Source organism: Verrucosispora sp. CNZ293 (genome assembly GCF_002754655.1).
In genome coordinates this window covers 2,581,627-2,607,372 of the sequence record NZ_PEFR01000001.1, presented here as the reverse complement: position 1 = coordinate 2,607,372, position 25,746 = coordinate 2,581,627, and the positions used below count along the sequence as shown (strand labels likewise).

General features: G+C 72.2%; 28 protein-coding genes. 21 read left to right on the top strand and 7 right to left on the bottom strand.

The window, feature by feature from the left end:
• Positions 1-18 precede the first annotated feature (18 nt).
• From CLT74_RS11865 to CLT74_RS11845, 5 genes are all read left to right on the top strand, one after another.
• Positions 19-1,233, top strand: coding sequence for a mechanosensitive ion channel domain-containing protein (locus CLT74_RS11865; RefSeq protein ID WP_099846577.1), 1,215 nt, complete (start codon positions 19-21; stop codon positions 1,231-1,233).
• Between the two features lie 232 nt (positions 1,234-1,465).
• On the top strand, positions 1,466-1,918 hold the full coding sequence (locus tag CLT74_RS11860; protein ID WP_099846576.1) for a phage holin family protein: 453 nt from the start codon (positions 1,466-1,468) through the stop codon (positions 1,916-1,918).
• The gene (locus CLT74_RS11855) at positions 1,915-2,229 is read left to right on the top strand and encodes a DUF3618 domain-containing protein (protein ID WP_099846575.1); all 315 of its coding nucleotides are present in this window, start codon (positions 1,915-1,917) and stop codon (positions 2,227-2,229) included. Before CLT74_RS11860 ends, CLT74_RS11855 begins: the two co-directional genes overlap by 4 nt.
• Positions 2,226-2,498: a DUF4235 domain-containing protein gene (locus CLT74_RS11850; RefSeq protein ID WP_099846574.1), complete on the top strand. Its 273-nt coding sequence runs from the start codon at positions 2,226-2,228 to the stop codon at positions 2,496-2,498. The genes CLT74_RS11855 and CLT74_RS11850 overlap by 4 nt, the downstream gene beginning before the upstream one ends.
• 286 nt (positions 2,499-2,784) lie before the next feature.
• A complete protein-coding gene (locus CLT74_RS11845; protein ID WP_011905669.1) occupies positions 2,785-2,988 on the top strand; it encodes a cold-shock protein in 204 nt (67 codons plus the stop codon).
• Positions 2,989-3,094: 106 nt separating this feature from the next.
• Here CLT74_RS11845 and CLT74_RS11840 read toward each other — a convergent pair whose 3' ends face one another.
• Both CLT74_RS11840 and CLT74_RS11835 read right to left on the bottom strand, forming a co-directional pair.
• Positions 3,095-3,289 (bottom strand): hypothetical protein, encoded by a 195-nt coding sequence (locus CLT74_RS11840; RefSeq protein WP_099846573.1) that lies wholly within the window; start codon positions 3,287-3,289, stop codon positions 3,095-3,097.
• A 74-nt stretch (positions 3,290-3,363) separates the two neighbouring features.
• Positions 3,364-4,347 (bottom strand): aldo/keto reductase, encoded by a 984-nt coding sequence (locus tag CLT74_RS11835; RefSeq protein WP_099846572.1) that lies wholly within the window; start codon positions 4,345-4,347, stop codon positions 3,364-3,366.
• A 92-nt stretch (positions 4,348-4,439) separates the two neighbouring features.
• Here CLT74_RS11835 and CLT74_RS11830 point away from each other — a divergent pair, with 92 nt between their 5' ends.
• Both CLT74_RS11830 and CLT74_RS11825 read left to right on the top strand, forming a co-directional pair.
• Entirely contained in the window at positions 4,440-5,231 is a 792-nt protein-coding gene (locus CLT74_RS11830) for a trans-aconitate 2-methyltransferase (protein ID WP_099846571.1), read from the top strand.
• On the top strand, positions 5,228-6,253 hold the full coding sequence (locus CLT74_RS11825; RefSeq protein WP_099846570.1) for an adenosine deaminase: 1,026 nt from the start codon (positions 5,228-5,230) through the stop codon (positions 6,251-6,253). Before CLT74_RS11830 ends, CLT74_RS11825 begins: the two co-directional genes overlap by 4 nt.
• Positions 6,254-6,505: 252 nt before the next feature.
• Here the strand turns inward: CLT74_RS11825 and CLT74_RS11820 are convergent, their stop codons facing one another.
• Together CLT74_RS11820 and CLT74_RS11815 are read right to left on the bottom strand one after the other, a co-directional pair.
• The gene (locus CLT74_RS11820; RefSeq protein ID WP_486582262.1) at positions 6,506-7,924 is read right to left on the bottom strand and encodes a HAMP domain-containing sensor histidine kinase; all 1,419 of its coding nucleotides are present in this window, start codon (positions 7,922-7,924) and stop codon (positions 6,506-6,508) included.
• Between the two features lie 17 nt (positions 7,925-7,941).
• Positions 7,942-8,631 (bottom strand): response regulator transcription factor, encoded by a 690-nt coding sequence (locus CLT74_RS11815; RefSeq protein ID WP_099846569.1) that lies wholly within the window; start codon positions 8,629-8,631, stop codon positions 7,942-7,944.
• A gap of 74 nt (positions 8,632-8,705) precedes the next feature.
• On the opposite strand from CLT74_RS11815, the gene CLT74_RS11810 reads away from it, so the two are divergent.
• The gene (locus CLT74_RS11810; RefSeq protein WP_099846568.1) at positions 8,706-9,620 is read left to right on the top strand and encodes an ADP-ribosylglycohydrolase family protein; all 915 of its coding nucleotides are present in this window, start codon (positions 8,706-8,708) and stop codon (positions 9,618-9,620) included.
• A 13-nt stretch (positions 9,621-9,633) separates the two neighbouring features.
• Here CLT74_RS11810 and CLT74_RS11805 read toward each other — a convergent pair whose 3' ends face one another.
• A complete protein-coding gene (locus tag CLT74_RS11805) occupies positions 9,634-10,500 on the bottom strand; it encodes a DUF1775 domain-containing protein (protein WP_486582261.1) in 867 nt (288 codons plus the stop codon).
• 197 nt (positions 10,501-10,697) lie between these two features.
• Here CLT74_RS11805 and thrS point away from each other — a divergent pair, with 197 nt between their 5' ends.
• From thrS to CLT74_RS11790, 3 genes are all read left to right on the top strand, one after another.
• Positions 10,698-12,704: a threonine--tRNA ligase gene (thrS, locus tag CLT74_RS11800; RefSeq protein WP_099846567.1), complete on the top strand. Its 2,007-nt coding sequence runs from the start codon at positions 10,698-10,700 to the stop codon at positions 12,702-12,704.
• Positions 12,705-12,769: 65 nt separating this feature from the next.
• Complete coding sequence (locus tag CLT74_RS11795; RefSeq protein ID WP_199172365.1) at positions 12,770-13,282, top strand: HIT family protein; 513 nt, start codon at positions 12,770-12,772, stop codon at positions 13,280-13,282.
• Positions 13,283-13,523: 241 nt separating this feature from the next.
• Positions 13,524-14,579 carry an aldo/keto reductase gene (locus CLT74_RS11790; RefSeq protein ID WP_199172364.1) on the top strand — a complete coding sequence of 352 codons (1,056 nt, stop codon included), beginning with the start codon at positions 13,524-13,526 and terminating at the stop codon, positions 14,577-14,579.
• A 4-nt stretch (positions 14,580-14,583) separates the two neighbouring features.
• Here the strand turns inward: CLT74_RS11790 and CLT74_RS11785 are convergent, their stop codons facing one another.
• Positions 14,584-16,737, bottom strand: coding sequence for an elongation factor G-like protein EF-G2 (locus CLT74_RS11785; RefSeq protein ID WP_099846565.1), 2,154 nt, complete (start codon positions 16,735-16,737; stop codon positions 14,584-14,586).
• 401 nt (positions 16,738-17,138) lie between these two features.
• Here CLT74_RS11785 and pgsA point away from each other — a divergent pair, with 401 nt between their 5' ends.
• From pgsA to pdxT, 6 genes are all read left to right on the top strand, one after another.
• Entirely contained in the window at positions 17,139-17,771 is a 633-nt protein-coding gene (gene pgsA / locus CLT74_RS11780) for a phosphatidylinositol phosphate synthase (protein ID WP_099846564.1), read from the top strand.
• 25 nt (positions 17,772-17,796) lie between these two features.
• On the top strand, positions 17,797-18,675 hold the full coding sequence (locus CLT74_RS11775; protein WP_099851812.1) for a phosphatidylinositol mannoside acyltransferase: 879 nt from the start codon (positions 17,797-17,799) through the stop codon (positions 18,673-18,675).
• A gap of 13 nt (positions 18,676-18,688) precedes the next feature.
• Positions 18,689-19,849, top strand: a complete 1,161-nt coding sequence (locus CLT74_RS11770; protein ID WP_099846563.1) for a glycosyltransferase family 4 protein — start codon at positions 18,689-18,691, stop codon at positions 19,847-19,849.
• 26 nt (positions 19,850-19,875) lie between these two features.
• Positions 19,876-20,382 carry a hypothetical protein gene (locus CLT74_RS11765; RefSeq protein ID WP_099846562.1) on the top strand — a complete coding sequence of 169 codons (507 nt, stop codon included), beginning with the start codon at positions 19,876-19,878 and terminating at the stop codon, positions 20,380-20,382.
• A gap of 144 nt (positions 20,383-20,526) precedes the next feature.
• Positions 20,527-21,444, top strand: coding sequence for a pyridoxal 5'-phosphate synthase lyase subunit PdxS (pdxS, locus tag CLT74_RS11760; protein ID WP_099846561.1), 918 nt, complete (start codon positions 20,527-20,529; stop codon positions 21,442-21,444).
• Positions 21,445-21,451: 7 nt separating this feature from the next.
• On the top strand, positions 21,452-22,057 hold the full coding sequence (gene pdxT, locus CLT74_RS11755; RefSeq protein WP_099846560.1) for a pyridoxal 5'-phosphate synthase glutaminase subunit PdxT: 606 nt from the start codon (positions 21,452-21,454) through the stop codon (positions 22,055-22,057).
• Positions 22,058-22,218: 161 nt separating this feature from the next.
• Here the strand turns inward: pdxT and CLT74_RS11750 are convergent, their stop codons facing one another.
• Positions 22,219-23,067, bottom strand: a complete 849-nt coding sequence (locus CLT74_RS11750; protein WP_486582721.1) for a helix-turn-helix transcriptional regulator — start codon at positions 23,065-23,067, stop codon at positions 22,219-22,221.
• Positions 23,068-23,170: 103 nt separating this feature from the next.
• On the opposite strand from CLT74_RS11750, the gene CLT74_RS11745 reads away from it, so the two are divergent.
• The 4 genes from CLT74_RS11745 to CLT74_RS11730 all read left to right on the top strand — a co-directional run bounded on the left by CLT74_RS11745 (position 23,171) and on the right by CLT74_RS11730 (position 25,664).
• Complete coding sequence (locus CLT74_RS11745) at positions 23,171-23,800, top strand: NAD(P)H-dependent oxidoreductase (protein WP_099846558.1); 630 nt, start codon at positions 23,171-23,173, stop codon at positions 23,798-23,800.
• The gene (locus tag CLT74_RS11740; protein ID WP_143697141.1) at positions 23,797-24,099 is read left to right on the top strand and encodes a hypothetical protein; all 303 of its coding nucleotides are present in this window, start codon (positions 23,797-23,799) and stop codon (positions 24,097-24,099) included. The genes CLT74_RS11745 and CLT74_RS11740 overlap by 4 nt, the downstream gene beginning before the upstream one ends.
• Positions 24,100-24,318: 219 nt before the next feature.
• Positions 24,319-25,068 (top strand): YebC/PmpR family DNA-binding transcriptional regulator, encoded by a 750-nt coding sequence (locus CLT74_RS11735; protein ID WP_099846556.1) that lies wholly within the window; start codon positions 24,319-24,321, stop codon positions 25,066-25,068.
• A 389-nt stretch (positions 25,069-25,457) separates the two neighbouring features.
• On the top strand, positions 25,458-25,664 hold the full coding sequence (locus tag CLT74_RS11730; protein ID WP_099846555.1) for a hypothetical protein: 207 nt from the start codon (positions 25,458-25,460) through the stop codon (positions 25,662-25,664).
• Positions 25,665-25,746: the final 82 nt, after the last annotated feature.

Sequence of the window (25,746 nt, the reverse complement as noted above, 5' to 3'; positions counted from 1 at the left end):
CGGAAGGAGAAGCAACACGTGCACAGCTACCTCGTGACGGTCGTCGCCGCGCTCGCCGCGGCGGCGATCGCTCTCGCCGTGGTCGAGGTGGTGCATCGCCTCACCCGCCGGTGGGGTCGCCGATCACTGCTGTTGACCGAGTTGACCGAGCACGCGCACCGCTCGTTCCAGGTCGCCGCCACAGTGCTCGCCGTGCAGTTCGCCGTCCGGTTCACCACCGGGTACGCGGTCGGCACCGGCTGGCGTCAGGCACTGCTGCACCTGCTGGTGCTCGCCGTCATCGCCGCCGGCGCCTGGCTGGTCGCCTCGCTGCTGGTGGTGGTGGAGGACACCGCGCTCGCCCGCTTCCGGGTGGACGTGCCGGACAACCGGCACGCGCGGCGGGTGCGGACCCAGGTGGTGATGCTGCGCCGGTTGACGATCGTGGTGATCGTCGTACTCACCGTCGGCGTGATGCTGATGACCTTCCCCGCCGTGCGGGGCATCGGTGCCGGCGTGCTGACAAGCGCCGGTCTGGTCGGTGTCGTCGCCGCCCTGGCCGCGCAGAGCCTGCTGGGCAATCTCTTCGCCGGCCTGCAACTCGCCTTCAGCGACGCGGTACGCCTGGACGACGTGGTGGTGGTCGAGGGGGAGTGGGGCCGGATCGAGGAGCTGACGCTCAGCTACGTGGTGGTCCAGATCTGGGACGACCGGCGGCTGATCCTGCCCACCTCCTACTTCACCAGCACTCCGTTCCAGAACTGGACCCGCACCGAGGCGGCGGTCCTCGGCACTGCCGAGTTCGAGGTCGACTGGTCGATCCCGGTGCAGGCCATGCGGGAGGAACTGCGTCGGCTGGTGGAGAGCACCGAACTGTGGGACGGCCGGGTCTGTGTCCTCCAGGTCACCGACGCGACCGGCGGCATGATCAAGGTTCGCGCGCTGGTGAGCGCCGGCAACGCGGGCGCGCTGTGGGACCTGCGCTGCCGGGTGCGCGAACATCTGGTCGCGTGGGTACGCGATAACCAGCCCACCGCGATGCCCCGACTGCGTACCGAGGTCGGCGACGGTGCGAGCGACCTGGCGTGGCAGTGGGTCCAGCCGCGGCACTCGACGCGCCGTCGGGCTGAGGCCGAGGTCCCCGACGATGCCCGGCTCTTCGGCGGCAGCGACGACGGCCAGGCCCGCAACGAAGCCTTCGTCGGCCCCGACGAGACCGTCGAGATCCGGGAGCCCGCCGAACCTCGCCGCTGACCGGCGTCCCGCGCCGACCGCCGTTCCCGCCGGATATCCGACGTCGCCCGCGACTGGCCGGCCCGGTGGGGAGCCAACTGCCGGTCCACCTCGTTATCCAATCGGATGTCGAGGTTTGGCGCGGCGTTTGGCGGGGACGTGCTGCCCGACGCTTCTGCCCCCTTTTCCGGGAACAGGATTGACGAGCGGCGACTCCGGGCATACAGCGCGGTGATGACGAGAGGGGGACAGCATGGCTGACGTGGCGAACGCCCGTACGTCCCACAACGGGCGTACGTCCCACAACGGGACCGAGCCGTCCACCGCCGAACTGGTCCAGCGGGCGACGGAACAGGTTTCGCGCCTGGTTCGGGACGAACTCGCGCTGGCCCGTGCCGAGTTGACCGAGAAGGGCAAGCAGGCCGGCATCGGCGTCGGCCTGTTCGCCGGTGCCGGCGCCCTTGCCTTCTTCGGCCTGGGCGCACTGGTGACCGTCGCGATCCTCCTGCTGGCCCTGGTGCTGCCGGCGTGGGCGGCCGCCCTGATCGTGGCGGTGGCCCTGTTCCTGGTCGCCGGAGTGCTCGCACTTGTCGGTAAGCGCCGGGTCAGCCGTGCGGTGCCACCGGTGCCCGAGGCGACCGTGCGCAGTCTGCGGGCCGACGTCGACGTGGTCAGCGCTGCGGTGAAGGACAGGGGACGGGCATGACAGGCAACGGTACGGGTGACACGGAGGCGCTGCGCGAGGACATCCGGCGCACCCGCGTCGAACTGGGCGAGACGATGGAGGCGCTCGCCGCCAAGGCCGACGTGAAGAAGCGGCTCAGGTCCTCGGCGGACCAGGCCCGGGAACGGGTACGCGAACAGGCCGCGCTCACCGTCGCGCGGGTCCGCGCCCAGTCCGGTCTCACCCATCAACAGGGACAGACCCGACAGGGGCCGGCTCCGTTCATCGCGCTCGCGGCCGGTGCGGTCGCCGCCGCCGTGGTGTTGATGATCATTAGAGGGAGGCGTGGGTGAGCAAGGGAATCGGCAGGGCCGCCTACAAGCCGGTCGGCGTGCTGATGGGCTTCGCCGCAGGTGCGATCGCGGGCGCGGTCTTCCGCCAGGTGTGGAAGATGACCGCAGGCGACGGCGAGGCGCCCAACCCGACCGACGAGGACCGCCGCTGGGGCGAGGTTCTCGCGGCGGCCGCCTTGCAGGGCGCCATCTTCTCGGTCGTCCGCGCCGCCGTGGACCGGGGCGGTGCGGTGGGTGTTCGCCGGATCACCGGCCGTTGGCCGGACTGAAGGTCTGTGTCAAGGCCCTCTCACCATCTGCCGGTGCGGGGGCCTTTCGCCTTATCGACAGCCACACCTGACGGATCTCACGCATCCGTCAGGTCACATGTCGGAGAAATTTCGTCGGTTAGGCGGTGCAGAGTTTTTGCGTACGTGGTTAAGCTGTCCCACGTTGTTGAGAGATCGCGTGGGTTGAGAGAAGTCTCCTTCACGGGGGCCGCCTCAGGCACCGCTGCTCGAAACGGCCAACCGGCCGCACGGTGTGCTCGGCCGCCAGTTTTAGAAGGAGATACACATGGCGCAGGGAACCGTGAAGTGGTTCAACGCTGACAAGGGCTTCGGCTTCATCACCGTCGATGGCGGGGGTGCTGACGTGTTCGTCCACTTCTCGGCAATCCAGACCAGCGGCTACCGCACGCTGGAGGAGAACCAGCGGGTGGAGTTCGAGATCGCCCAGGGCCAGAAGGGTCCGCAGGCCGAGCAGGTCCGCCCCCTCTGAGGCACCGGTCGGCGACCGCCGGCCAGTGGCGAGGCAGTCCCCGAATCAGTGCGAAGCCCCGCGTCCCGACGGACGCGGGGCTTTCCGCATCGTTGGCGCGGTGACGTCAGCGGCGGCTGCGGGCGCGTACGCCGAGCCAGAGCAGCGCCAACCCGACAAGCACCAGCACCGGGCCGAGCACCGCCCAGATCCGTTGGCCGGTCATCACACTGCCCTCGACGTAACCCAGGCCCTGCACCGTCCACACCACACCCACCACCACGGCCAGCAGGCCGAGCGTGAGCCGGAGCCAACCGCTCATCGCCGTCTCCCTCTCTTGTGGTCCGTCTCCGGCCGGCCCGCCGGGAAACGGTCCGCCTCCGGGCGGCCCGCCGCTCACCATCGGTGGTGCACCTGGGGCCGGATCAGGTCGTCGTAGATCGCTGCCACCTCGGCCAGTTCCTGGGTGGACAGCTGTGGCTGGCCGGCCACGGCGGCGTTGCCGAGGGCCTGGGCGGCGTCGCGGGCACCGGGGATGACGACCGTGACCCCTGGCTGGTCGAGCACCCAGCGCAGCGCGAACTGGGCCATCGTGCGGTCCTCACCGACAAGCGGGGCGATCCTGCGCACGGCGGCCAGGCCGGTGGTGAAGTCCACCCCGGAGAAGGTCTCGCCGACGTCGAACGCCTCGCCGTGCCGGTTGTAGGTGCGGTGATCGTCGGCGGCGAACGTGGTGTGCTCGTCGTACCGGCCGGAGAGCAGGCCGCTGGCCAGCGGGACGCGGGCGATGATGCCGACCCCGGCGGCCGAGGCGGCCGGCAGGACGCGTTCCAGCGGCTTGTGCCGCAGCGCGTTGAGGATGATCTGCACGCTGGCCACGCCGGGCCGGGCGATCGCGGTGAGCGCCTCGTCGCAGGTCTCCACGCTGACGCCGTACGCCGCGATCCGCTTCTCGGCGACAAGCGTGTCGAGGGCGTCGAAGACCTCGTCGGTGCCGAAGACGGCCGTCGGCGGGCAGTGCAGCTGCACCAGGTCCAGCGTGTCCACGCCGAGGTTCGTCCGGGACCGGTCGGTCCACTGTCGGAAGTTGTCCAGGGTGTACGCCTGGGGCGTCTGCGCGACCCGCCGGCCCATCTTGGTCGCCACGGTCAGCCCGGCGTCGGGGTGCGCCGCCAGGAAACGCCCGATCAGCTGTTCGCTGCGCCCGTCGCCGTACACGTCGGCGGTGTCCAGGAAGGTGACCCCGGCGTCGACCGCGGCGCTGAGCACCGCCATCGCGTCGTCCTCGGTCACCGTGCCCCAGTCGGCGCCGAGTTGCCAGGCGCCGAGCCCGACCACGCCGACCTGGCGATCCATCCGGGGGAAGGTGCGTTGCTCCATACGGAGAGCCTAGTGACCCCTGCTTGTCGCGGCGATGGCCGGGCCGTACGCTCAACAAGACGGACGTACGGTTTTCAGCCAGGGGGGCGATCATGTGGGATCCGGCGGCGTACCTGCGCTACGGCGACGAACGGTCCCGACCCTTCCACGACCTGCTGGCCCGGGTGGGCGCCGACCACCCCCGGCAGGTGGTCGACCTCGGCTGCGGCCCCGGCACGCTGACCGCCGTCCTCGCCGCCCGCTGGCCGGACAGTCGGGTCGTCGGTCTGGACTCCTCGGCTGAGATGATCGCGCGGGCCAGCCGGCTCGGCGTCCCGGTCAGCTTCGGCGAAGCTGACGTCCGTGACTGGCGTCCCGACCGGGACACCGACGTGGTGATCAGCAACGCGGTGCTCCAGTGGGTGCCCGGCCACCGGGAACTACTCGTCCGTTGGGCCGCCGAGCTGCCGGCCGGCGCCTGGCTGGCGGTGCAGGTGCCGGGAAACTTCGACGCGCCCTCCCACCGGGCGCTGCGGGAGGTCGCCGGTCGCCCGCCGTGGCGGGAGGTGCTGACGCCGCTGCTGCGGGAGACGCCGGTCGCCGACCCGATCGACTACACCGTGTCGCTGGTCGCCGCCGGTTGCGCCGTCGACGCCTGGGAGACTACCTACGTGCACCTGCTGGCGGCCGGTCCCGACGCGGACCATCCCGTGCTGACCTGGCTGGAGGGCACCGCGCTGCGCCCGGTCCGGGCCGCGCTGGACCCGGCCGGCTGGTCCGCCTTCCGCTCCGCGCTGGCGGTACGCCTCACCGAGGCGTACCCGGTGCGCCACGGCCAGGTGTACTTCCCGTTCCGACGGATCTTCCTCGTCGCCCGTACCGGTTTCGCCCAGGAGAACTCGTGACCGACCTGCGTACCTTCATCGCCGGACTGCCCAAGGTGGAGCTGCACGTGCACCACGTCGGCTCCGCCTCGCCCCGCATCGTGGCCGAGCTGGCCGCCCGGCACGAGGGACGCAGCCCCGTCCCGGCGGACCCGCAACTGCTGGCCGACTACTTCGTCTTCCGCGACTTCGCCCACTTCATCGAGCTGTACCTCAGCGTGGTGGACCTGATCAGGGATCCCGACGACGTCTGGATCCTCACCCACGAGGTGGCCCGGGAACTGGCCCGCCAGCAGGTCCGCTACGCCGAGCTGACCGTGACGCCCTACTCCCACGTGCGGCGCGGCATCCCGGCACCGGCGTTCTGCGAGGCGATCGAGGACGCCCGCAAGCGGGCCGCCGCCGACTTCGGCATCGAGCTGCGCTGGTGTTTCGACATTCCGGGCGAGGCGGGGCTGCCGGCGGCCGAGGAGACACTGCGGATCGCGCTCGACGAACGCCCCGACGGGCTGATCAGCTTCGGCCTCGGCGGTCCGGAGATCGGCGTACCGAGGCCGCAGTTCAAGCCCTACTTCGACGAGGCGCGCGCGGCCGGTCTGCGGTCGGTGCCGCACGCCGGGGAGACCACCGGCCCGCAGACCATCTGGGACGCGCTGCACGAGCTGGGTGCCGAACGCATCGGCCACGGCATCTCCGCCGCGCAGGACCCGCGCCTGCTCAGCTACCTGGCCGAGCGGCGGATCGCGTTGGAGGTCTGCCCCACGTCGAACGTGCGCACCCGGGCGGTCGCCGACATCGACGAGCACCCGCTGCGCCGGCTTGTCGACGCCGGGGTGCTGGTGACCATCAACTCCGACGACCCGCCGATGTTCGGCACCACCCTGGACGACGAGTACGCGGTGGCCGCCCGGCTGCTCGACGTCGGTCCGGACGGGGCTGCCGAGCTGGCCCGCAACGCGGTGTCCGCGTCGTTCCTCGACGAGACCGGCAAGCGGCGAATCATCGCGGAGATCGACGGCTATCTCGCCGCCCGGCGCGGCTGACGCCCGCAGCGCCGGGCGGGCCGGCCAGGTGGCGCGCGGCGGGAGGAGGTGTGGGGGGACCGTGTCTCCCGCCGCGCGCACTGCCCCACCGACCGAGTGCGCTGGGAGCGATAGGCCGGTGGAACTGCTGGGTTCGCAGCGATCCTGTCAGTCGGACCGGTCGGGTGGAACGGGGTTAATTCGGATCTAAGAAAGACTTGTGGCGTCGCACAGCCCCGAGCCGCCGCCCGCGACCCGGCCCTTCGGGCGCCCTCAGCCGTCCGTCGGACGCTGCCGGGGCCAGCGGCGTCCACTCGCCTTCTGCTCCCGGCCCTCCCGGGCCATCCGGCCCACCAGACCGAACCGGCTGACCTGGCGCGGCGTCGCCTCCGGGTCGGCCAGCAGCATCACCACGCTCGCCCCGCCCAGCTGGGCCCGGTCGATGCTGACCGAGCCGTTGGCCTGCAACGCCACCCGTTTGGCGATGTCCAACCCCAGCCCGGTGGAACCCTGGTCGCTGGTGCCGCGGCGTAGGGCCCGGTCCGGGTTGGCGATGCCGGGACCGGCGTCGTCGATCCGGATGGCCACGTACCCGTCGCGGCGCGACACCGCCACCTCGAACGCGGTGCCCTGCGGGGTGTAGCGGAAGACGTTGCCGATCACGGCGTCCAGGGCGGCGGCCAACTCGGCCCGGGGCACCGGCGCGGGAATCCGCAGCTGGGCGCCGGAGACCCGGTGCGGGCGGTTCTGGTCACCGGCGAGGGCGGCCCAGAACACCATCCGGTCCCGGACCACCTCGCTCACGTCGCACGTCGCCGGGGGCGCGGCCTCGGTCGCCACGGCCTTGCGGGTGGTCTTGATCAGCACGTCGATCTCACCTTCCAGGGTGACGATCGCCTGCCGGATCCGCCGGATGCCGCGCCGGTAGTCCAGCTCGGCCTGGCTGAACGAGCCCACGCTCGTGTCGTCGGACTCCAGCGCCTCGGCGTCCAGCCGCAGCACGGTCAGCGGGGTACGCAGCCGGTGGGACAGGTCCGCCACCAGTTCCCGCTCCTCGGTGCGCGCCGCCACCAACCGCTCCGCCATCCGGTTGAACGCGTGGCCGGCCTCGACCAGCTCGCGTGGGCCGTGCGGCTCGACGCGTACGCCCAGGTCGCCGTCGCCGATCGCGAGCGCCGCCTTGACCAGACCCCGGCTCGCGTCGGCCGCTCGGGCGGCGAACCGGTCCACCACGAGCATCGCCGCGCCGACGAGCGCGACCGCCACCCCGGCCAGCAGCAGCCACCGGCTGCCGCCACCCGCGTCGAGCACCGCGTCCGGGACGAAGATCTCCACCACGGCGGTCTGCTCGCCGAGCACCACCGGGTCCAGCCGCAGCACCCCGCCGTCGACGTCGACGACAAGGGAGCGGCCCTGCTCCCGGGCCTGGTCCAGCTGCGCCGCGTCGGCCCGTCCGGCGGAGGAGTCCACGTCGAGCCCGTGCACGACCGGCCGGGTGACCGGGTCGCCACCACTGGCCTCGATCGCCCGGGTCACCACCTCGGCGTCGGTGCTGATCGCGAGAGCACCTGTCACCAGCGCGCTGCGGCGGGCCGCGTCGGCGATCGCCTCCTCCCGGGCCTGCCCGCCGAGCGTCAACCCGAGCGGCACCAGGAAGGCCAACGCCAGCAGGGTGCCCACGCCGGCCGTCAACAGGGCCAGCGTCCTTCTCAGTCCGGCGCCACCAGCCGGAAGCCCACCCCCCGCACGGTGCGCAGGTAGCGTGGCTTCGCCGCGGACTCGCCCATTTTGCGGCGTAGCCAGTACAGGTGAACGTCGATTGTCTGATCCTCGCCGACCGATGGCTGCCGCCATACCTCCTCCAAGAGCTCCCGCCGGGACACTACCCGGCCCGGACGGGCGGCGAGATACGCCAGCAGGTCGAATTCCTTGCGGGTCAGCGCCAGCGCCGCGCCGTCGAGGTGGGCGCTGCGCTCGCCGACGTCAACCTTCAGCCCGCCCACGGTGTGCACGGCCGGCTGGGCGGAGCGGCTGGCCCGGCCCGCGCGGCGCAGCACGGTGGTGATCCGGGCGTCCAGGTGTGCGCCGGTGAACGGCTTGATCATGTAGTCGTCGGCACCGGCCCGCAGCAGCTTGACCACCGACTGCTCGTCGTCGCGGGCGGTGGCGATGATGATCGGCACGTCGGTGATGCCCCGGAGCATCCGCAACGCGTCCGAGCCGTCCAGATCCGGCAGCCCGAGATCGAGCACGACCAGGTCCGGTGTCTCCGCGGCCACCCGACGCAGCGCGTCCAGGGCGGTGCCCACCGCGTGGACGGCGTGACCCCGGTCGGTGAGGGAACGAAGCATCGCGCCGCGTACGACGTGATCGTCTTCGACCAGGAGGACGGTGGCCACCCAAGCACGGTACTCGGGGCGGCAAGCACGGCGTCATTGCGCCCACCCCGGGCACCAGCCAAGCTGGTGCGACCATGACGTTCACCATCTATCCGGACACCCGCCTGGCACTGGCCCGGGACAGCCTCGCCGGCCTGTCGGTTGGCGACGCCCTCGGCTCCCAGTTCTTCGTACCGGGGCGCCCAACCAGGTCCTGGCAGGCGGAGCTGCCCGCCGGCCCCTGGGTGTGGAGCGACGACACCGAGATGGCCTGCTCGGTGGTCACCACGCTCGCCGAGCACGGCGAGATCGACCAGGACGGCCTGGCCCTCTCCTTCGCCACCCACTACGACCCGGTCCGCCGCTACGGAGCCGGCGCGGTGGGGATGCTCGAACTGATCCGCGCCGGCACGCCCTGGCCCGTGGTCGCCGCGTCCGCGTTCGACGGGCAGGGCTCCTGCGGGAACGGGGCGGCGATGCGGGTCGCCCCGCTGGGCGCGTACTTCGCCGACTCGACAAGCCGGGTGGTCGCCCAGGCCCAGGCATCGGCCGAGGTGACCCACGCCCACCCGGAGGGGATCGCCGGTGCGGTGGCGGTGGCGGTGGCCGCCGCCCGAGCCGTGCGGGCCCGGCTGGACGGCGACCGGCCGGACCCGGCGCGCCTGCTCGCCAGCGTCGCCGCCGCCGTGGACCCGGCGACCGAGGTGCACCGGGGCGTACGCCGGGCGGCCGGACTGCTCGGCCGTCCGCTGCCGGAGGTGGTCGACGCGCTCGGCAACGGCTCCCGGGTCACCGCGCAGGACACCGTCGCCTTCACCTGCTGGGTGGCCGCCACCCACCTGGACGACTACCCGGCCGCCATCCGGGCCTGCGTCGAGGCGGGCGGCGACGTGGACACCACAGCCGCCATCGTCGGTGGGATCGTCGCGGCGTACACCGGGGTCGCCACCGACGGTGGAGTGCCCGCCGCCTGGCTGGCCGCCCGGGAGCCGCTACCCGACTGGGCTTAGGCCGACACCGGGCCTAGCGCCGGGCGCCCGCCTCGACCGCGTCGGAGCTGGCATCCTGCGCCGCCCCGGCGGCGGGCTCGCCCGCGTCGGAGCTTGCCGTCGCCGGATCCGGCTCCTCGTCGAGCACCGACCTGTCGATCTCCTCGGTGGGGGTGCGGCGTCGGCGGCTGATCAGCCAACCCACCACCGCGCCGCCGCCGAGGCCGGCGACCAGCCCGGCGGCGAGCAGGCTGTTGGCGTTCGGGCCGCCGTCCGAGGTGGCGGTGGTCGGCGGGGCCTCGGCGGGGGCTGCGCCGCCGGGAGCGGCACCGTGCCCACCGTGGGCACCCGGGTACGCGGGGTCGCCCGGCAGCAACGTCAGCGTCGGCAACTGCCGCTGGCCGGGGCCGCTGCCCCAGCGCACCTGGAGACCGTCGGCGTACGTCTGCACCAGCTCGAAGGTCAGCCGATCGACCTGCGGCAACGGTGCCATCGAGAACACCAGCCGAGCCGGGCCCGCACCGGCCTCGCCCTTCGCCCGCGACCAGATCAGCGAGGCGGTCACCACGTCGGTGGCCGGGCCGTGCATGCCCGCCACCGGCCGGTCCAACTTCCGGGTGGTGATCGTCGGTGCCCAGCCCGGCACCGACAGCGGGTACACCTCGGCGATCGGCGGGTCCTCGGGGATTCTGATCTCGACCTTCTCGGTACGCACCCCGGGCCGCTCGTCGGGCACCACGAATTCGAGCTTCACCGCGTTGCCCTGCTGGGCCTCGGTCGGGGTGAAGGTCACCCCGTCCGCCGCCCACGCCGTGGCGGGCCAGAGCAGCACCACGGCCGTGGCCAGGGCGGCCACCAGCGCGCCCCGGCGTCGACGGCTGCCGCCGTGCGTCATCGCCATCTGGGTTCCCATCCGTGTCCACGCGGCCGGAACCGGCTCCGGCCACACCTGGTAGTTCGGATCCCGGGCCGAAAAGGTTCAACGTCCGGCGGCAAATCGGCTGCCGTCGGTGTCGACGACGGTGGCCACCGGGAGCCCGATAGCATCAGTGAGCCGGTATCGGCACCATCCGTCACATCTGCTGCGAGGAGTCATCCGTGTCCGCACCCCGTACCCCTGCCGTGGCCGACCCCGTCGTCGTCGCCGCCGGGACGACGGCGGCCGACGCGGTGGCCGCGGCCGGGCTGCCCACCAACGGCCCCCGGGCGATAGTGGTGGTCCGCGACCCGCACGGCGTGCTGCGCGACCTGGACTGGCGGCCGGCCGAGGAGACGGCGGTCGAGCCGGTCCCGCTGGACTCCCCGGACGGGCTGAACGTGCTGCGCCACTCCACCGCCCACGTGCTGGCCCAGGCGGTGCAGGACATCTTCCCCGAGGCGAAGCTCGGCATCGGTCCGCCGATCGACAACGGCTTCTACTACGACTTCGCGGTGGACAAGCCGTTCCAGCCCGACGACCTGGCCAAGCTCGAGAAGCGGATGCAGGAGATCATCAAGTCGGGGCAGCGGTTCCGACGTCGCCGCTTCGACAGCCTGGACGAGGCGAAGACCGAGCTGGCGGCCGAGCCGTTCAAGCTGGAGCTGATCGACGTCAAGGGCGAGGGGCTGGACTCCTCCGAGGTGATGGAGGTCGGCGGCGGTGAGCTGACCATCTACGACAACCTCACCGCCGACGAGGACAAGGTCTGCTGGTCGGACCTTTGCCGGGGGCCGCACCTGCCGAACACCCGGCTGATCGGCGCGTTCAAGCTGATGCGCTCGGCCGCCGCGTACTGGCGGGGGTCGGAGAAGAACCCGCAGTTGCAGCGGGTGTACGGCACCGCCTGGCCGACCCGGGACGGGTTGAAGGCGTACCTGAAGCTGCTGGAGGAGGCCGCCCGCCGCGACCACCGCAAGCTCGGCGCGGACCTCGACCTGTTCAGCTTCCCCGACGAGATCGGCTCGGGCCTCGCGGTCTTCCACCCCAAGGGCGGCATCATCCGCCGGGAACTGGAGGACTACTCGCGTCGCCGGCACGAGGAGGCGGGGTACGAGTTCGTCAACAGCCCGCACATCACCAAGGCGCAGCTCTTCCAGACCTCGGGCCACCTGCCGTACTACGCCGACACGATGTTCCCGCCCATGCAGTTGGAGGGGGCGGAGTACTACCTCAAGGCGATGAACTGCCCGATGCACAACCTGATCTTCCGGTCGCGCGGACGGTCCTACCGCGAACTGCCGCTGCGGCTGTTCGAGTTCGGCACCGTCTACCGGTACGAGAAGTCGGGTGTGGTGCACGGTCTGACCCGGGTACGCGGGCTGACCCAGGACGACTCGCACATCTACTGCACCCGGGAGCAGATGCCCGGCGAGCTGACCACCCTGCTGTCGTTCGTGCTGGACCTGCTGCGCGACTACGGCCTCGACGACTTCTACCTGGAGCTGTCCACCCGCGACGACTCCCCGAAGTTCATCGGCTCGGACGCCGACTGGGCGGAGGCCACCGAGGCGCTGCGTACCGCCGCCGAGACCTCCGGCCTGGAACTGGTACCCGACCCGGGCGGCGCGGCCTTCTACGGCCCCAAGGTCTCGGTACAGGCCAAGGACGCCATCGGCCGGACCTGGCAGATGTCCACCATCCAGGTCGACTTCAACCAGCCGGAGCGGTTCGGCCTGGAGTACCAGGCCGCGGACGGCACCCGGCAACGGCCGGTCATGATCCACCGAGCGCTCTTCGGTTCGATCGAACGGTTCTTCGGGGTGCTCACCGAGCACTACGCGGGGGCGTTCCCGGCCTGGCTGGCCCCGGTGCAGGTGGTCGGCATCCCGATCCGCGACGACCACGCCGACTATCTGCACGGCTTCGTCGCCGCGCTGCGCGCCGAGGGCGTCCGCGCCCAGGTCGACGCCGGTGACGAGCGGATGCAGAAGAAGATCCGCACCGCCCAGCAGCAGAAGATCCCGTTCATGGTGATCGCCGGCGACGACGACGTGGCCGCCGGCACCGTCTCGTTCCGCTACCGGGACGGCTCCCAGCGCAACGGCGTACCACTGGCCGAGGCGGTCACCCACGTCCTCGACGTGGTCACCTCCCGGACCAACACCGGTCCCTCCGCCACGATGTGACGGCCGGGCGGGGCCGTAGGATCGCCGGTGTGACTGGGGCGGAGGAGCACACCGACGACGGGAGCATGGCTGACGGGCTGGACCGGCTCTGGACACCCCACCGGATGACGTACATATCCGGCGAGGACCGACCCGAGGGCGGTTACGAGCGCCCCTCGGGCTGCCCGTTCTGCCTGGCCCCGGCCCGTCCGCCGGGGGAGAGCCTGGTGGTGGCCCGCGGTGGGCACGTGTTCGTGGTGCTCAACCTGTACCCGTACAACCCGGGGCACCTGCTCGTCTGTCCGTACCGGCACGTGGCCGACTACACCGACCTGGACGGGCCGGAGACCGCCGAGCTGGCCTCGTTCACCCAGACCGCCATGCGGGTGGTCCGCGAGGTCAGCAGCGCCCACGGGTTCAACCTGGGGATGAACCAGGGCGGGGTGGCCGGCGCCGGCATCGCCGCCCACCTGCACCAGCACGTGGTGCCCCGCTGGGGTGGTGACGCCAACTTCATGCCGGTGATCGGGCGCACCAAGGTCCTGCCGCAGTTGCTTGGCGACACCCGCGACCTGCTCGCCCGCGCCTGGCCCGCCTGACGACCCACGCGGCGGTCACGCAGTGAAGTCGACGCGTGTCGGTGAGCAGACCAACAGGCGCGCGGTGGGCATGTGATTTTCCGGCCCCACCGCAGGTCGTCCCGGACGCGGCGCGGCAGCTGGCGAAAGCCCGCCGGATCCGCCGCCGGCCGGGTGATCCGCGCGACACCCGGTGCCCGTACGGATGATCGTGCTGGATCTCCGTCAACGTCTGTCCGAAAGATGGCACGATGCGCCGGTGGTGGAGTCGACGCGGACACTGGGCCGCAGCGGCATCAAGGTCAGCGCCCTTGGCATGGGCTGCTGGGCGATCGCCGGCCCGTGGGCCGAGGGGCGCATCCCGCTGGGTTGGGGGGCTGTCGACGACGAGGAATCGGTGCGGACCGTCCGCCGGGCACTCGACCTCGGGGTGACGTTCTTCGACACCGCCGACAGCCACGGCGCGGGACACGGTGAACGAGTCCTCGGTCGGGCCCTGGCCGGCCGCCGCGACGAGGCGGTCATCGCCACCAAGTGGGGTTACACGTTCGACGAGCGGACCCGGCAGGCCATCGGGCCGGACGCCTCTCCGGCCTACCTGCGCCGGGCGGTGTGGGACTCGCTGCGGCGGCTCGGCACCGACCGGATCGACCTCTACCAGCTGCACCTCGCCGACCTGCCGGTGCCCCGGGCGCAGGAGCTGATCGGCGCGTTGGAGGACCTGGTCGCGGACGGCGTGATCCGGGCGTACGGCTGGAGCACCGACCGGGCCGACCGGGCGGCGGCCTTCGGGCACGACGCCCCGCACGCCGCCGCCGTGCAGCACAGTCTGTCGGTGCTGCGTGACGCGCCCGAACTGCTCACCGTCTGCGAGAAGTACGACCTGGCCAGCGTCAACCGGGGTCCGCTCGGTATGGGGCTGCTCACCGGCAAGTACCGCCCGGAGTCGGTCCTGCCGCGCGACGACGTGCGGGGGGTGACCTCGGGCTGGTTGGAGTGGTTCCGGGGCGGTCGGCCGGCACCGGAGTGGCTGCGCCGGGTGCAGGCGGTCCGGGCCACGTTGACCGCCGACGGGCGCACCCTGGCCCAGGGGGCACTGGGTTGGATCTGGGCGCGCAGCGACCGGGCGATCCCGATTCCGGGCTGCCGCACCGTCGCCCAGGTCGAGGAGAACGCCGCCGCGCTCGCTCTCGGCCCGCTCGCCCCCGACCACTTCGCCGAGGTAGAGCGCACGCTCGCCGCCCTGCGTACCGCGGCGCTGCGCGAGGCCGACCGCCCCTACTGGCCCAGCCCGATGCTCCCCACCGCCCGCCCCTGACCGGTCAGCCGTGCTCCTTGCGGATCTGGTCGGCCAGGTGGGCGGGCATCGGGTCGTAGCGGACGAAGTGGCGGCGGAAGGTGCCGGCGCCCGAGGTCATCGCCCGCAGCTCCACCGCGTAGCGCAGCAACTCCGTGGCGGGTACCTCGGCGCGTACCAGGGTGCGTCCGTCGGAATCCGGATCCGGTTCGGTGCCGAGCACCCGGCCACGCCGCCCGGACAGGTCGCCCATCACGGTGCCCACACTGCCGTCGGGTACCCGCACCGTCACCTCGTCGATCGGCTCCAGCAGCGCGGGCTGCCCCCGTTCGGCGGCGTCGCGCAGGGCCAGCGCCCCGGCGGTCTGGAACGCCGCGTCGGAGGAGTCGACGCTGTGTGCCTTGCCGTCGACGAGGGTCACCCGCAGGTCCACCACCTGATGGCCGGCGACCAGGCCGCGCTCCATCTGGGCGCGGACGCCCTTCTCCACCGACGGGATGTAGTTGTGCGGCACCGCGCCGCCGACCACCCGGTCGACGAACTCGAAGCCGCCGCCGCGCGGCAGCGGCTCCACCTCGATGTCGCAGACGGCGTACTGTCCGTGCCCGCCGGACTGCTTGACATGCCGGCCGTGCCCCCGGGCCGGCGCGGTCAACGTCTCCCGCAGCGCCACCCGCACCGGCTCGGTGTCCAGCTCCACCCCGCCCGAACGCAGCCGGTCGAGGACCACGTCGGCGTGCGCCTCGCCCATGCACCACAGCACCAGTTGGTGGGTCTCCGGGTTGCGCTCCAGCCGCATCGTCGGGTCGCCGGCCACCAGCCGGCCGAGGTTGCGGGCCAGGGCGTCCTCGTCGGAACGGGACTTCGCCACGATCGCCACCGGCAGCAGCGGCTCCGGCATCTCCCACGGGGCGATCAGCAGCGGGTTCTCCTTGGCGGAGATGGTGTCGCCGGTCTCCGCGCTGCCGGACTTGGTGATCGCGCAGATGTCACCGGCCACCGCCACGCCCACCTCCCGCAGAGTGGCACCGAGCGGGCTGTAGAGGTGGGCGATCCGCTCGTCGGCGTCGTGGTCGGGGTGGCCACGCTCGGCCAGACCGTGCCCGGAGACGTGCACCGTCTGCTCGGGGCGCAGCGTGCCGGAGAAGACCCGGACCACGCAGACCCGCCCGACATGCCTGTCGATCGTGGTCCGCACCACCTCGGCCACCAGCGGACCATCCGGGTCGCAGGTCAGCGGCGGCCGGGGCGAGCCGTCCACCCCGGTCACCGCGGGCAGCGCGTGCTCCGGCGGGGCGGGGAAGCCGGCGGTGAGCACCTCCAGCAGCGCGTCCATGCCGACGCCGGTCGCCGCGCAGACCGGTACCACCGGGTAGAAGTGACCCCGGGCGACCGCCTTCTCCAGGTCCTCCACCAGGATGCCGGCGTCGATCTCCTCGCCTTCGAGGTACCGGTCCATCAGGGTCTCGTCCTCGCTCTCCGCGATGATCCCCTCGATCAACTCGTTGCGGGACTCGACGATGGCCGGCAGGTGCTCCGGGTCCGGCTCACGTACCTGCGCCGGCAGCCCACCCGTGTAGTCGAAGACCCGCCGCGTGATCAACCCGAGCAGACCGACTGTCGATTCGCCGTCGTCACCGAGCATCGGCAGGTAGAGCGGAAGCACGTTGTCGCCGAAGACCCGCTGGCACAGCGCAACCGCCTCGTCGAAGTCGGCGCGGGGATGGTCCAGTCGGGCCACCGCCACCGCCCGGGGCATGTCGACGGCCGCGCACTCCTCCCACAGCGCCGCGGTGGCCGCGTCCATCCCGTCGACGGCGGAGACCACGAAGAGGGCGGCGTCGGCGGCCCGCAACCCGGCGCGCAGCTCGCCGACGAAGTCGGCGTAGCCGGGCGTGTCGAGCAGGTTCACCTTGACCCCGTCGTGCACCAGCGGCGCGCAGGCCAGGGCGACCGACCGTTGCTGGCGTACGGCGGCCGGATCGTGATCGCAGACGGTGGTGCCGTCGGTCACCGAGCCGGCCCGGGCGATCGTGCCGGACGCGGCGAGCAACGCCTCGACAAGTGTCGTCTTGCCCGCCCCGGAATGCCCGACGAGCACCACGTTGCGGATCCTGGCGGGATCGGTCACCACCGGTACGCCGCCGGTGGCTCCCTTGTCCTGACTCCTCTGCGCCATCGGGCGCACCTCCCTCAGCCGGTGGTGTGGTGGCGACCGCCGCACGCGACGGGGATGCGGCCCGGGCGGGGTGCTGCGGCGATATCCTCCGGTGGTTCGCTGGGAACCGGGCAGTCAACAGCCGGTGGGGTGAGCCGGGTCACCCTCCTGGTCCGATCTCACACCCGATGGCGGGCCGGCACAACCCTCTCCGGGCGGGCCGCCGGCTGAGCCCGCCGAGTCGGGCGACGGCGGGCCGGCCGACCCGCTGGGCGGGCGCGCCAGGTCGACGGGGACGTGGCTCCGGGCCCGGCCGACAGGGCGCGCCGCGCCGGTCGGCAGTGCGCGCCGCGCCGGCTGAGCGTGGCTGGTCAGACGGGCGGTGTCGCTGGTCGAGCGCCGACCGTTATCGTGGGACCGCCATGGCGAAGATCTTCCAAGTGTCGGCCCGCGCGGGGATGACCCGCGTCGTCGAGCCGATCGCCCGTAGCCTGCTGCGCGCGGGCGTGTCCCCCAACTCGGTCACCGTCGCGGGCACCCTCGGGGTGCTCGTCGGTGCGCTCGGCTTCGGCGCCCGTGGCCATCTGGTCGCCGGTGCGCTGATCGTGACGGTCTTCGCGCTCACCGACCTGCTCGACGGGACGATGGCCAGGATGAGCGGCGGCTCGACCCGGTTCGGTGCCTTCCTCGACTCCAGCATGGACCGGGTGGCCGACAGCGCGGTCTTCGGCGCGGTCGCCTTCTACCTGGCCACCGAGGGTGACCGCGCGGGGCTGGCCGCCGCGCTGATCTGCCTGGCCGCGGGCGGGCTGGTGTCGTACGTCAAGGCCCGCGCCGAAGGGCTCGGGATGACCTGCAACGTGGGCATCGCCGAGCGTACGGAGCGACTGCTGATCGTCGGTGTCGGCGGCCTGCTCGCCGAACTGGTCCACCCGGTGGCGCTGCCGATCGCGCTCTGGCTGCTCGCGGCGGTCTCCCTGTTCACCGTCGGCCAGCGGATGCGGCACGTGTACCGGCAGGCCCAGCAGGTCGACGTGCCGGGCGGCCACGGGTGAGCGGCACAGCCGGGCGGTGCACCCGGTGAACCTCACCGAGTTCGGATTCGTCGCCGGCTGGCGGCTGGTCCGTGTGCTGCCCCGGCCGGTCGCCGCCGCCGCGTTCACCGCCGGGGCTGACCGGGCCCACCGCCGCCGTGGCGCGGGTGCCACCCGGCTACGCGCCAACCTCCGCCGGGTGGTCGGGCCCGAGCTGCCCGAGGCCGAACTCGACGACCTGGTCCGGCGGGGCCTGCGCTCGTACGCCCGCTACTGGATGGAGGCGTTCCGGCTGCCCGCGTTGAGCCGCGAGCAGCTGCTCGCCGGGTTCCGGCTGGACCGCGCCGAGGTGCTCGCCGCGGACGTCGCCGCCGGGCGCGGTGCGGTGGTGGCGCTGCCGCACGCCGGTAACTGGGACGCGGCCGGGGCCTGGGTCGCCGCCAACGGTTGGCCGCTGTCCACCGTCGCCGAGCGGCTCAAGCCGGAGGGCGTCTTCGAGCGCTTCGTCGCCTTCCGGCAGGGCCTCGGCATGGAGATCCTGCCCACGAACGGTGGTGCCCGCCCGGCGATCGACGTGCTGACCGACCGGCTGGCCGCCGGGGCGGTGGTACCGCTGCTGGCCGACCGGGATCTCTCCGCCCGGGGCGTGGAGGTGGACTTCTTCGGCGGCCGGACCCGGATGCCGGCCGGCCCGGCGCTGCTGGCGCTGCGTACCGGCGCGCCGCTGTATGTGGCGTCGATGTGGTACGAACCGGATGCGGCGTGCGCCTCGCTGGTGGGCCCGCTGCCGGTGCCGGGGCCCGAGGCGGGCACCCTCGACGTGCGGGTCCGATCGCTGACCCAGCTGATCGCCGACGGTCTCGCGGCGGGCATCGCCCGGCATCCGGAAGACTGGCACATGCTGCAACGGATGTGGCTGGACTGAGGGGACGGGCGCAATGCGGATCGGCATCGTCTGCCCGTACTCCTTCGACGTACCCGGCGGAGTGCAGAACCATGTCATGGACCTGGCCGAGGCGCTGATCGGGCTCGGGCACGAGGTGAGCGTCCTCGCCCCGGCGGACGAGGACTCGCCGCTGCCGCCGTACGTGGTGTCGGCCGGCCGGTCGGTGCCGCTGCCGTACAACGGCTCGGTGGCCAGGATCGCGTTCGGGCCGGTCTCCACCGCCCGGGTACGCCGCTGGATCACCCGGGGCGACTTCGACGTGCTGCACGTGCACGAACCGCTCGCGCTGAGCCTGTCCATGGTCGCCGTGCTCTCCGCCCGGGGGCCGGTGGTGGCCACCTTCCACACCGCGATGACCCGGTCCCGGATGCTCGCCGCCGCCCAGGGGGTGCTCCAGATCGTCCTGGAGCGGATCACCGCGCGGATCGCGGTGAGCGCCCTGGCCCGCAAGGTGCAGGTCGAGCACCTGGACGGCGGGGCGGTGGAGATCCCCAACGGGGTGGCGGTGGCCAAGTTCGCCGGGGTCGATCCGCTGCCCGGCTGGCCGGGGGAGTGTGGGCCGGGCACCGGCGGCACCCTCGGCTTCCTGGGCCGCTTCACCGAGCCCCGCAAGGGGTTCCCGATCCTGCGCGACGCCTTCGTCGAGCTGGCCCGGCAACGTCCCGGCCTGCGGATGCTGGTCGCCGGCCCCGGCGACCCGGACGACCTGTTCAACAGGTTCCCGCCCGACCTGCGGGACCGGGTCACCTTCCTCGGCCTGGTCTCCGAGGAGGAGAAGGCGCGGATGCTGCGCAGCGTGCACCTGTACGTCGCGCCGAACACCGGCGGCGAGTCCTTCGGCATGATCCTCACCGAGGCGCTCGCCGCCAGCACCGCGGTCGTGGCCAGTGACCTGGACGCCTTCCGCCGGGTCCTCGACGGCGGCCGGGCCGGCCGGCTGTTCCCGACCGGCGACGCGGTGACGTTGCGCGCCACACTGTCGGGGTTGCTGGACGACCCGGCTCAGCGGGCGGAGCTGACCGCCTGCGGTGATCAGGTGGTGGCGAATTTCGACTGGCCCGTGGTTGCCCGTCGGGTACTGGAGGTATACGCAGCGGCGATCGAGGCGACCGACGGTCGGGTGATCGACCAGGAGTGGGTGGAGTTGACCTGATCGGCAGGGACGGGAGCAGCACTACGATGCCGGGCATGTGGTGGGTGGTGGGCGCGACGGTGGTCGTCGCCCTGGTGGCGGTGTACCTGACCTGGACCGCCGGCCGGGTCGAGCGGCTCCAGGACCGCGCCCAGCTCGCCGCCCGCGCCCTGGACGCCCACCTGCTGCGCCGGGCCGCCGCCGCGGCGGTGCTCGCCGAGCGCCGCTTCGGCGTCGAGCTGTACGCGGCGGCGCGCATCGCCCTCGACGCCGAGCCGGAGGAGCGGGAGGCGGCCGAGAACGACCTGACCCGGCAGCTACGGTCGGTTCAGCTCGATCCCACCGACGCCGACTGCGAGGCGGTCATCGCCGCCAGTCGACGGCTCGCCCTGGCCCGCCAGGTGCACACCGACCTGGTCCGCGACGCCCGGTCCGCGCGCAGCCGACCACTGGTGCGGCTGTTGCGGATGGGACGCCGGCACACCTGGCCGCGCTACTTCGACATCGACGACCCGACCCTCACCGTTCCCGCCGCCGACGTCCCCAGCCGCTGACCCTCGTCACGGAGCCACCCGGCGGTCCGGGGTGACGGCGGACACAGAGCAGGCCACCACGGGTCTGATTGGCTGTCGGAGCGGCGTTCACCCTTGCGTAGCATCTGCGCTGCCACCTCCCGAGGACGCCTGAGGAGCGACGACGTGTCCGAGACGACTTCCCCGAACACCGGTGCCACCCCGGTCGTCGGCACCGCGCGGGTCAAGCGCGGCATGGCCGAGATGCTCAAGGGTGGTGTGATCATGGATGTGGTCACCGCCGAGCAGGCCAAGATCGCTGAGGACGCCGGCGCGGTGGCGGTGATGGCGCTGGAGCGGGTACCCGCGGACATCCGCGCCCAGGGCGGGGTGTCCCGGATGAGCGACCCCGACATGATCGACGGCATCATCAACGCGGTCTCCATCCCGGTGATGGCCAAGGCCCGCATCGGCCACTTCGTCGAGGCGCAGATCCTCCAGTCCCTCGGGGTCGACTACGTCGACGAGTCCGAGGTGCTCACCCCGGCCGACTACGCCAACCACATCGACAAGTGGGCGTTCACCGTTCCCTTCGTCTGCGGTGCGACGAACCTGGGCGAGGCGCTGCGCCGGATCACCGAGGGCGCCGCCATGATCCGCTCCAAGGGTGAGGCCGGCACCGGCGACGTCTCCAACGCCACCACCCACATGCGGAAGATCCGCCAGGAGATCCGCCGCCTCCAGTCGCTGCCGGCCGACGAGCTGTTCGTCGCGGCCAAGGAGTTGCAGGCACCGTACGAGCTGGTCAAGGAGATCGCCGAGACCGGCAAGCTGCCGGTGGTGCTCTTCACCGCCGGTGGCATCGCCACCCCGGCCGACGCGGCGATGATGATGCAGCTCGGCGCCGAGGGCGTCTTTGTCGGCTCCGGCATCTTCAAGTCCGGCAACCCGGCCCAGCGGGCCGCCGCGATCGTCAAGGCGACCACCTTCCATGACGACCCGGACGTCCTGGCCAAGGTGTCCCGGGGCCTCGGCGAGGCAATGGTCGGCATCAACGTCGACGACATCCCGCAGCCGCACCGCCTCGCCGAGCGCGGCTGGTGACCCGACGGTGACGGCACCCGTCATCGGTGTCCTCGCCCTGCAGGGCGACGTCCGCGAGCACGTCACCGCGCTGACCGCGGCGGGCGCCCGGGCCCACACCGTACGCCGGCCGGCGGAACTGGACGCGGTCGACGGCCTGGTCATCCCGGGCGGGGAGTCGACCACGATCAGCAAGCTCGTCGACATCTTCGAGCTGCGCGGACCGATCGACAAGCGGATCGCCGACGGGATGCCGGTCTACGGCTCCTGCGCCGGGATGATCATGTTGGCCACCGAGGTGCTCGACGGCCGGCCGGACCAGCGCGGCTTCGACGGCATCGCGATGACCGTCCGCCGCAACGCGTTCGGCCGACAGGTCGACTCGTTCGAGGCGCCGGTGGAGATCACCGGCATTGCGGGTGGGCCGCTGCACGCGGTCTTCATCCGCGCACCCTGGGTCGAGCGGGTCGGCGAGGGCGTCGAGGTGCTGGGCACGGTCACCACCGGCCCGGCCACCGGCCGGATCGTCGCGGTACGCCAGCACAACCTGCTGGCCACCTCGTTCCACCCGGAACTCACCGGCGACCCCCGCGTGCACGCCTACTTCGTCGACCTGACCCGCGCCGCCCGCTGACCCTGCCCCACCCGCCGGGCCACGTGAGGCAGCAACTTCGGGGATGTTGCTGCCTCGAAGCGAGTTGAGGCAGCAACATCCCCGAAACTGCTCGGATCTTCGCGGCGGCGGCGGCGGAGGAGGAGCGGGCGGTGGGTGGGTGGGTGGGTGGGTCTCAGCCCTCAGCTGGCGACCGAGCGGAGGCCGCCGGGGCGGCGGCCCAGCAGGCGGTCCAACGCCGTGGCGCTGTCCGCGTCGGCGGGCTGCTGCACCACCAGTCGCTGCTGGTCGTCGGGGAGTTCCAGCGTCTCGTACGACAACCGCAGCGCCCCCACCTCCGGATGCCGCAGCCAGCGGACCCCGCTGGACTGCACGGCGACCGGACGGCGTTGCCACCGGGACCGGAACGGCTCCCCGACGGTCCGGCCGAGCCGTTCGGCGAAGGCATCGGCGGCCGGGTCGCCCCCGCGTAGCCGGTGCAGGTCGGCGACCTGCTGGTCGGCGAGGTCGGCCCAGTCCGGGAAGTGTTCAGGTGCGCGTTCGTCGGCGAAGAGAAACCACACGAGGTTGGGCCGCTCGTCGTCGAGCAGCCCCAGCGGGCGGGCCAGCCGGTCGAACGGCTCGTTCCAGGCCAGCACGTCGCCGAGCCGGTTGAGCAGGTACGCCGGCCGGTCCCGCAGCGCCTCCAGCAGCGTCCGGACCTGTGGGCGTACGGTCCGCGACACGACCGGCCGGCCACCCGCGCAGAGTTCCCGGCGGTGCTCGACGGACGCGAGTTGCTGAAGGTGCCGACGGTCGGCGTCGTCGAGGCGCAGCGCCTCGGCCAGCGCGGCGAGGATGCCCGGCGACGGGTGGGTGTCCCGGCCCTGTTCGAGCCGCGTCAGGTACTCCACGCTGACCTGGGCCAGGGTGGCCAACTCCGCACGCCGCAGGCCGGGCGTGCGCCGCCGGCCGTTCGTGGGCAACCCCACCTGCTCGGGCCGCAGCGCCTCCCGGCGGCTGCGGAGGAACGCGCCCAACTCGCCGTCCATCACCCACCCAGTCTGCCGCGACGGTCGCCCCGCAGCATGTCCCCGCCAGGGCTACCCTCACGCCGGCCTCCCCGCGCGCTGCCGGCGGCGGTGAGATCGGGTCATGAACAGTACGCACGAGAATCAACAGATCACTGTGGGCTTGGTGGTGGGCAGTAGCCGCCCGGGACGACGCGGCCCGGCGGTGGCGGGATGGGTAACCGAGACGATGGCCGGGCATCCGGCGGCGCGCGCAAGTGAGCTGACCGTCGAACTTGTCGATCTGGCCGAGCAGGGGCTGCCGCTGCTGGACGAGCCGGTGCCGGCGCGGTTCGGCGACTACCGTCACGAGCACACGCGTCGCTGGTCGTCGGTGGTGGCGGCCTGCGACGCCTTCGTCTTCGTCACCCCGGAGTACAACAGCTCGGTCCCGGCGGTGCTCAAGAACGCCATCGACTATCTGGACGCCGAGTGGCGCGGCAAGCCGGCCGGCGTGCTCACCTACGGTGTGCGCGGGGGCGGTCTGGCGGCCGAGCACCTGCGGCCGATCCTGAGCGAGGTGGGCATGAAGGTCCTACCGAACCACGTCGAGTTGCAGCTCTTCACCGACTTCCAGTGGCCCGCCGAGAGCGCCACCGACCCGACCGCGAACGCCCGGATCGCACCCGCGCCGGAACGTGCCGCCGAGGTGGCGCTCATGGTGACCGACCTGGTGGACGCTGTCCGCAGCACAATCCCGGTGCCGGTGCGATGAGCGTGGACACCCTCCTGATCAGCTACCGGGTCCGCGCCGACCGCCTCGACGAGCATCTGGCCCTGCTCGACGCGGTGTACCGGGACCTGGCCCGGCTCCGCCCGCCCGGGTTCCGCTATCAGACCCTGCGGCTCGATGACGGGCTCAGCTTCGTCGACGTCGTCATCGGCCCGGATCTGCCCGGACCGCTGCCGTCGCTGGAGTCGTTCGGCCGCTTCCGGGCCGAGCTGGATGAGCGCTGCGAGCAGCGCAGCACGGCCGAGTTCACAGTGCGGGGGTCGTACGGCATGGGGGAGTGAGTTCGTCCGCTTTGTGTCGATCGGGGGAGAGCGGGCCGATGGCCGACGTGCGGCGGGTGACGACCACCCGCCGCACGTCGGTAGGATTGTCGAGATTCGGCAGGGCCATCTGGCCGCCACTGCTTCCACCAGAGCTGACCGGCACCACCGTGTGCGCCGGTGCGGAGCGGGGCGCTCGGTGCGGTCGATGCAGACGGCGGGTAGCAACGGAGGTAACAGATGTCCGGCCACTCAAAGTGGGCGACGACCAAGCACAAGAAGGCGGTCATCGACGCCAAGCGCGGCAAGATGTTCGCCAAGCTGATCAAGAACGTGGAGGTCGCGGCGCGTACCGGCGGCGGTGATCCGGCCGGCAACCCGACGCTCTACGACGCGATCCAGAAGGCCAAGAAGAACTCGGTCCCCAACGACAACATCGACCGGGCCGTCAAGCGCGGCTCCGGCCTGGAGGCCGGCGGCGCCGACTACCAGACGATCATGTACGAGGGGTACGGCCCGAACGGTGTCGCGCTGCTCATCGAGTGCCTGACCGACAACCGCAACCGCGCCGCCACCGAGGTACGCACCGCGCTGACCCGCAACGGCGGCTCGTTCGCCGACGCCGGCTCCGTGTCGTACATGTTCTCCCGCAAGGGCGTGGTGATCGTGCCCAAGGCCGGCACCACCGAGGACGACGTGATGATGGCCGTCCTCGACGCGGGCGCCGAGGAGGTCAACGACCTCGACGAGGCGTTCGAGGTGGTCTCCGAGCCCGGTGACCTGCTCGCCGTGCGGACCGCCCTGCAGGACGCCGGCATCGAGTACGAGTCGGCCGAGTCCTCCCTGGTGCCAAGCGTCACCGTGCCGCTGGACGAGGAGGGCGCGCGCAAGATCTTCAAGCTGATCGACGTCCTGGAGGACAGCGACGACGTGCAGAACGTCTACGCGAACTTCGACGTCTCCGACGAGGTCATGGCCGCCGTCGGCTGACCCCGACGCGCCCGGTGGACGTTCCTGGACACCGCACTAGACTGCCGTAATGGCTGGAAGGTCTCTACAGATCGTCAGGGGCATCGGGACATCCGGTGTCGCCGTGGGAGCAGTTGTGCTTCTTCTGGGCCTTGCCACTAAGGCGCTCGATCGGGAAGTCGTCTTCGCCGCGGCAGTGCTCGTGATCGGGGGCCTGCTGTTGCGGGCTGCGTTCTGGGGAGACAGCGGCCGGGGGCGGGCTCCGAGCCGTGCTGGGTGACAGGCCCGCAGCGACGAGATCATGGCCGCCGTCGGCTGACCCAGCCACGAGGGGTAGCCGGCGTCGACCGGCCTGGGTCGTGCCTTCCGTGGCCCGGGGTTATCGATGGGCGGGACTCTATGATGCGCCGGTGGACAAGAGATCGGCGGAGACTGTCGGCGCACTGGGCACGCTTGGGGCACTGGGCGGAGCGTTCGCCTTCATCTTTGGCTTCGCCGACGTGGGCTCTGGCGACAAACTCCTCGCTGCCGGAGGACTCCTGGTGCTCAGTGGCCTGCTGCTGCGGATAGAGGCCGCGATCTGGCGGAGTAGCGGGCCGGCGGCTGGCGGCGACTGAACGATCGGCGCGCACCGCGTCTTCTCGACGGGCTTGACGGTGTGTGAGCGGGCCCGAACCGGCCGGACGGCAGTTGCTAGAG

What these genes read in the sequence shown, in the direction of transcription:
- CLT74_RS11765 (WP_099846562.1), top strand. Translation starts at nt 19,876, where the DNA reads ATGCCGGGCATGTGGTGGGTGGTGGGCGCGACGGTGGTCGTCGCCCTG.
- CLT74_RS11740 (WP_143697141.1), top strand. Translation starts at nt 23,797, where the DNA reads ATGAGCGTGGACACCCTCCTGATCAGCTACCGGGTCCGCGCCGACCGC.
- CLT74_RS11795 (WP_199172365.1), top strand. Translation starts at nt 12,770, where the DNA reads ATGGCTGACGGGCTGGACCGGCTCTGGACACCCCACCGGATGACGTAC.
- CLT74_RS11810 (WP_099846568.1), top strand. Translation starts at nt 8,706, where the DNA reads ATGACGTTCACCATCTATCCGGACACCCGCCTGGCACTGGCCCGGGAC.
- CLT74_RS11855 (WP_099846575.1), top strand. Translation starts at nt 1,915, where the DNA reads ATGACAGGCAACGGTACGGGTGACACGGAGGCGCTGCGCGAGGACATC.
- CLT74_RS11860 (WP_099846576.1), top strand. Translation starts at nt 1,466, where the DNA reads ATGGCTGACGTGGCGAACGCCCGTACGTCCCACAACGGGCGTACGTCC.
- CLT74_RS11750 (WP_486582721.1), bottom strand. Translation starts at nt 23,067, where the DNA reads ATGGACGGCGAGTTGGGCGCGTTCCTCCGCAGCCGCCGGGAGGCGCTG.
- CLT74_RS11840 (WP_099846573.1), bottom strand. Translation starts at nt 3,289, where the DNA reads ATGAGCGGTTGGCTCCGGCTCACGCTCGGCCTGCTGGCCGTGGTGGTG.
- CLT74_RS11745 (WP_099846558.1), top strand. Translation starts at nt 23,171, where the DNA reads ATGAACAGTACGCACGAGAATCAACAGATCACTGTGGGCTTGGTGGTG.
- CLT74_RS11770 (WP_099846563.1), top strand. Translation starts at nt 18,689, where the DNA reads ATGCGGATCGGCATCGTCTGCCCGTACTCCTTCGACGTACCCGGCGGA.
- CLT74_RS11845 (WP_011905669.1), top strand. Translation starts at nt 2,785, where the DNA reads ATGGCGCAGGGAACCGTGAAGTGGTTCAACGCTGACAAGGGCTTCGGC.
- CLT74_RS11785 (WP_099846565.1), bottom strand. Translation starts at nt 16,737, where the DNA reads ATGGCGCAGAGGAGTCAGGACAAGGGAGCCACCGGCGGCGTACCGGTG.
- CLT74_RS11835 (WP_099846572.1), bottom strand. Translation starts at nt 4,347, where the DNA reads ATGGAGCAACGCACCTTCCCCCGGATGGATCGCCAGGTCGGCGTGGTC.
- CLT74_RS11830 (WP_099846571.1), top strand. Translation starts at nt 4,440, where the DNA reads ATGTGGGATCCGGCGGCGTACCTGCGCTACGGCGACGAACGGTCCCGA.
- pgsA (WP_099846564.1), top strand. Translation starts at nt 17,139, where the DNA reads ATGGCGAAGATCTTCCAAGTGTCGGCCCGCGCGGGGATGACCCGCGTC.
- CLT74_RS11735 (WP_099846556.1), top strand. Translation starts at nt 24,319, where the DNA reads ATGTCCGGCCACTCAAAGTGGGCGACGACCAAGCACAAGAAGGCGGTC.
- CLT74_RS11805 (WP_486582261.1), bottom strand. Translation starts at nt 10,500, where the DNA reads ATGGCGATGACGCACGGCGGCAGCCGTCGACGCCGGGGCGCGCTGGTG.